Origin of the sequence: Paenibacillus sp. PastF-3 (assembly GCF_029893135.1) — a bacterium.
GTDB classification, from domain to species: Bacteria; Bacillota; Bacilli; order Paenibacillales; family Paenibacillaceae; genus Paenibacillus_AQ; species Paenibacillus_AQ nitricinens.
The window spans coordinates 1-4,754 of the sequence record NZ_JARXWM010000040.1 but is presented as its reverse complement, the minus strand read 5'-3'; the positions used below and the strand labels follow the sequence as shown (position 1 = coordinate 4,754).

Here is a 4,754-nt window from a genome sequence, read left to right as displayed (position 1 = left end):
CTATATCTTGGCATTGTCGCTCCACCTCAGTCTCTCTTTTATTCTACTTTACATTCTATTGAGAGGTACGACAACTAGTATGACACAGGGGGATGGTTTCGCATCATCAAATCTATCTATTTTGCAAAGTACTGGCTCTAACCAATCACTTTGCGAAATTACAGTAACTCCTCTTTCTAGTTTAGAAAGTTCATCTACTTGAGCATCGTTTAATCCTGCAGCTTTCCCCACAAGCACTCTATCACTTTCATCTAAAAGGCGTAATATTATTTTGGTATTTGTATTTCTTATAACTGACATATCCATAAGCCCTGGAGATTGATCAGCGATAATAAATCCTTCTCCATAAGTTCGCATTTCAGCAATAGCATTGGCTAACATCTCTACAGCCTTTCCTTGTAAGTTTGAACTCTCTTGAGATTGTTCACCAGAAGTTCTTCTCAGTAAAATATGTGCTTCTTCAAAAACAGTTAAATGACGTAAATTGCTATTTGAAGGTATGTTTTCTGACATTCTAAATTCTTGTAGCTTTAAAATAAGAATTCCCATAATTAACGCCTTGGTTTCAGGCGACCCAATCCTGCTTAAATCAATAATCGTGTTGGTATTAAACAGTTTTTCAGACGTAATATCATGTTCGAATATTTGTCCATGTATACCCCGTGTAAGAGACCTAACTCTTGTAACTAAAGCACCTTTATAGTCATTGCTAGTATCTTGAGAATAGCCTGAAGTATCAACAACAATCGGCAAAATTCTCAATAAGGTTGAAAATGTTGGAAATTTACCTGGATTCTTAGAGAGCCTTAAATTCCAACCACATTCTTCATATGACCTTTCTACTGCTTCTTTAAGTATAGCTGGCATAGCAGCATACATTGGCCAACATGCATTAAACACTTCTACAAGTCTATCTATATGCTCCAATACATGGATATCGTCAGGGAAGCTAAAGGGATTTAGCTGAAGAAGCTTAGAGAACTTAAGTGGATTCGTTCCATAAATATCTACATCATCACGTCCACCAAATATGTCTTTATATTCGCCTTTAGCAGGTTCGATAACCAAAAATTTGCATTCGTCATTCTGTTTACACATTTTTTCAAGGAGTTTATACACAGCATTACTTTTTCCAGATCCTGTGGAACCTGTTATAAATGTGTGCTTGGTAAATTCATTCTTGTTTAAGAATACTTTGTTCTGAGGTTCTAATTGATGCATATGATATGAGCACCCGATGCTAAAATCTTTTTCAAGTTTTAATAACGAATGTGGCTCGCGTCCAAATCGGCAACATTGCATTACTGGTATTCCTTGCACAGAATATCTTGGAAAAGCAAAAATATTGGACAATTCTGTTGTTGTGACATTTGAACTTGGATTTACAAATACACCATCGTCCTTATTTACAAAAATCGGGTGTGAAAAATGCCTAATATACTTCTGAATTTCGCTAAATGGTGTAATACCATTGCTATAGTCACGCGTCCAAGCTTGTATCGCTGAAGGTTCTACGAATGATTCATCCCCCTGTGATATTGCTCGCAAGAAACTTGCGATATTTTTACTGGTTTTAGTATCTGATGAAAATACATAAGATGCAGTTTTCCAGAGTCCTGTGGATTGACTTTCATTTATTCGTTGGATTGTGTTTTCGAGTTTTTCGATAATGTTACTTACCATATACGATTTATAAGTAAATGTGGTATTTTCTGATGTACCAATCGATACACTATGATTTGTACCTGTTGTTTTTGTATCGGTACTACTCTTCGTATCCGTAGTTCCCCAGCTATATCCATAACCTGCAGAAGCCCCTGCACTCCAACCAACCGTTTTTGCTACGCTAGTAAATATTGATAATGGACCTAGCAACATACCCATTCCTATTGACTTTGTACTAGAACTATTTACACCTCCATTAACCCCAATATTTATAGAATGTGTCTTTGTTACAGCATGACTAATTCCTTCACTGAGAGATGAAGATTCCATCTCACCACTTGTATCGGTTTCACTATTCCCTTGTTGATACTGATATCCAGCGTATGGTGTGATTGCTGTAGCCATTTCTTCGTAACCATTAAGAATTTGTCTCAAGTCAAGTTGAGATAGCGCTTCCGCTAGAATAACTATATCCGGAAAGTATGGTTTACCATTTTTAATAACAACAAGTTCTCCATCTAAAATACATCTCTTTTTTACTTGTTTAACCCTACTCAATATAGAGACAATTATAAAAAGTCACCAATCACAGAAAATTAAAGGATTGCTATACGACTAACTAAAAAGTTAGTTGTGTAGCAATCCCTTTTTTTATTGTTTTTATATATTAATAAATATCATATTTCCCAAGATTCGTTTTATTATCTCGCAGAAATTCATCCAGCATTAGCTTTTCAGTTCCAGCCAAAATGGCAATCCCAATTCCGTGTGGGTCGTTAAAACGCCACCCCAACTGCTGGTAATAGGAACGGCTAAAAGAGCAGCCGGAGCCTTGACAAACACCATAAAGGTCACCTTTGCGGTTGATTACCGTTTGCTTCATTCCTGTCCATGCCTTTTGAATTGATAAAATACTCTCATGGTACAGCTTTTCATTAAAAATTTCCAAACGAATTCCTCGAGAAAAGGCGCAGATAAACATGGAAGTAGAAGAAGATTCTTCATAGGTTGAGGAATCATCTAGAATCTGATGCCATAGACCATTTTTGCCCTGCACACGCAGAACACCTTCTGCCATCTTAGTGAAAAACGCTGTTACTGCTCCATAATCCGGATGTTCCTTAGGCAACACCAACAATAACTCTGACAAGGACAGTATAACCCAGCCATTGCCCCTGCTCCAAGGAATTTTGTTTATTCTACTATGTATTACATCAAAAATATGAGACATTAGATTTTGCTCTGACATAAAAAAATATTTCCTGAACAATAGTGCCTGACGACAAGCCTCCATCAAATATTCCTCTTTGCCGGTTAACTGATAGTAACGGCACAAAAATGGAATACTCATGTACATGTCATCAATCCACATACTGTTGTCATGCCTAGAAAAAACATGATCTTTTTCCCTGCGCTGGTGATATTTCATAAAATCAGCAATAACATTTGCCAGGGCACTAGCCTCTTCCATTGGATGTCGCCGTTGTGCTTCCAAAAGGAAAGAGCCGAAAGAGCCGCAATCGTCCAATTCTTCCAGCCAACAAATCTGGGTATCCACACCCGGATAGCCGAATATAGTTTTATCATACATGGCATATTCATATACAGACGCCGTCATTCGTGCGTATTCTTGCACGTACTCCAGCCAGTCAGGCCGATTCAGGTATTCACCAGCTTTATGCAATCCGTACAGCGTTACTCCACATGGGTATGTCCATTTACCATATAACTCCTGCTCTGCAAATATCCGCACACAAGCATCCGCAAGGTCGGCTTTCCAGTAACATGCGCCATTCAAAGTAGGATATACTTTATCCATATCTGCTAATTGGTGAATTTTAGGGACTTCTTTTCCGAAAAGTCCAGTATAAATCCATTCACCCTCATATCCTTTTACCCCAGAATAAAGGGACAAATTTCCACCTGCATCCTGAAATTTGATGTTTAGCCCTGTTTCCTGTCCTGCTTCCTTTTCACATAGCAAAATAACTTGGTAACTTCCTCTGTACAAAAGGATTTCTTTTTCAAAGGCACCGCTTGTCGATTCACAGCATAACTCCTGATTGATGTATACCTTGAGTGGACTTTTAGTGCTCCCTTTGATTAATATCTTACTGGAATCTGCATGAAAAAAGTTGCTTTTGGCAACTGCTGTCCCGAAACTATCAATGCCGAATATTCGTACAAAAGGACAGGAAGTAGTATTCTCAGCATACTGTTGCTTAGGAAACCATTCCAATCCCTTAAATGAACCACAAAGCAAAGATGCCACATCAGTCAACTGGCGGTCAATTGGCGCACTATAGATAAAACCAGCTTGCCCGTTCCGTGCATCTAGAGGCACGGTAAAATGGGTAGGCTCCCACTGGGGCATGGCGTTGCGGAACAGGAAGCCAAAACCAATTTCTGTTTTCTCCGTTTCCAGTAGAAAGTGGTTCATACCCACTTGTAGAGAAATAGAAAACGTACAGCATGCCTTGAAACTTTCCTGTTCGGGACTGGAATGAAATACCTGCTGACCATTCACCCAGCAAACTGTTGGTCCATAGCATTGAATTTGAAAGCGGGATTTTTTTTCGCTATGGCAATACAAATTCCCAGCTGCATAGCAAACCTCTCCAATTTCTGATTGAGAAAAACGATTACCATAGTCGAACTGATACCAACCCGCTGTGTTACACAAAATGCCTGATGTAAAATCCAATCGGTACTGGTAAGGCGCTTGCGGATTTTCTCCGATGAATCGGTTAGCCATTAGCGCAATCACTTCACGGTCCTGATTGCCATATAGTTGATAGGCGCTCTCTTCAGCCTTAAAATATTCCATGCGTGTCTCATCATCCTTTATAATATATTTAGGTTAATTAAGGTAACCTATAACCCTTAATTCATTCCTAAATTCCACGTGCATTTTTTATTAGCTTAAAAGAACACTATTTCACGAAGAATTTAAACTGATACTCCCACATTGTAACATTATTTACCACCACCTTTCGGTAATTGTCAAGACAGTTGTCGCGATTTCATAGAATATATGTAGTCAGTTTAATTGTTCTTCATCGGTGTCCATAACTCCGTCTTTTTCGGGA

Annotated in this window: 2 protein-coding genes; both read right to left on the bottom strand. The window is 38.6% G+C overall.

What is annotated here, in order from left to right; translation table 11 throughout:
* Nucleotides 1–48: 48 nt before the first annotated feature.
* Nucleotides 49–2,223, bottom strand: a complete 2,175-nt coding sequence (locus M2444_RS33390) for an ATP-binding protein (RefSeq protein ID WP_280789140.1) — start codon at nucleotides 2,221–2,223, stop codon at nucleotides 49–51.
* Nucleotides 2,224–2,332: 109 nt separating this feature from the next.
* Nucleotides 2,333–4,492 (bottom strand): glycoside hydrolase family 88 protein, encoded by a 2,160-nt coding sequence (locus M2444_RS33385; RefSeq protein ID WP_280789139.1) that lies wholly within the window; start codon nucleotides 4,490–4,492, stop codon nucleotides 2,333–2,335.
* Between the last annotated feature and the right edge of the window lie 262 nt (nucleotides 4,493–4,754).

What these genes read in the sequence shown, in the direction of transcription:
- M2444_RS33385 (WP_280789139.1), bottom strand. Translation starts at nt 4,492, where the DNA reads ATGGAATATTTTAAGGCTGAAGAGAGCGCCTATCAACTATATGGCAAT.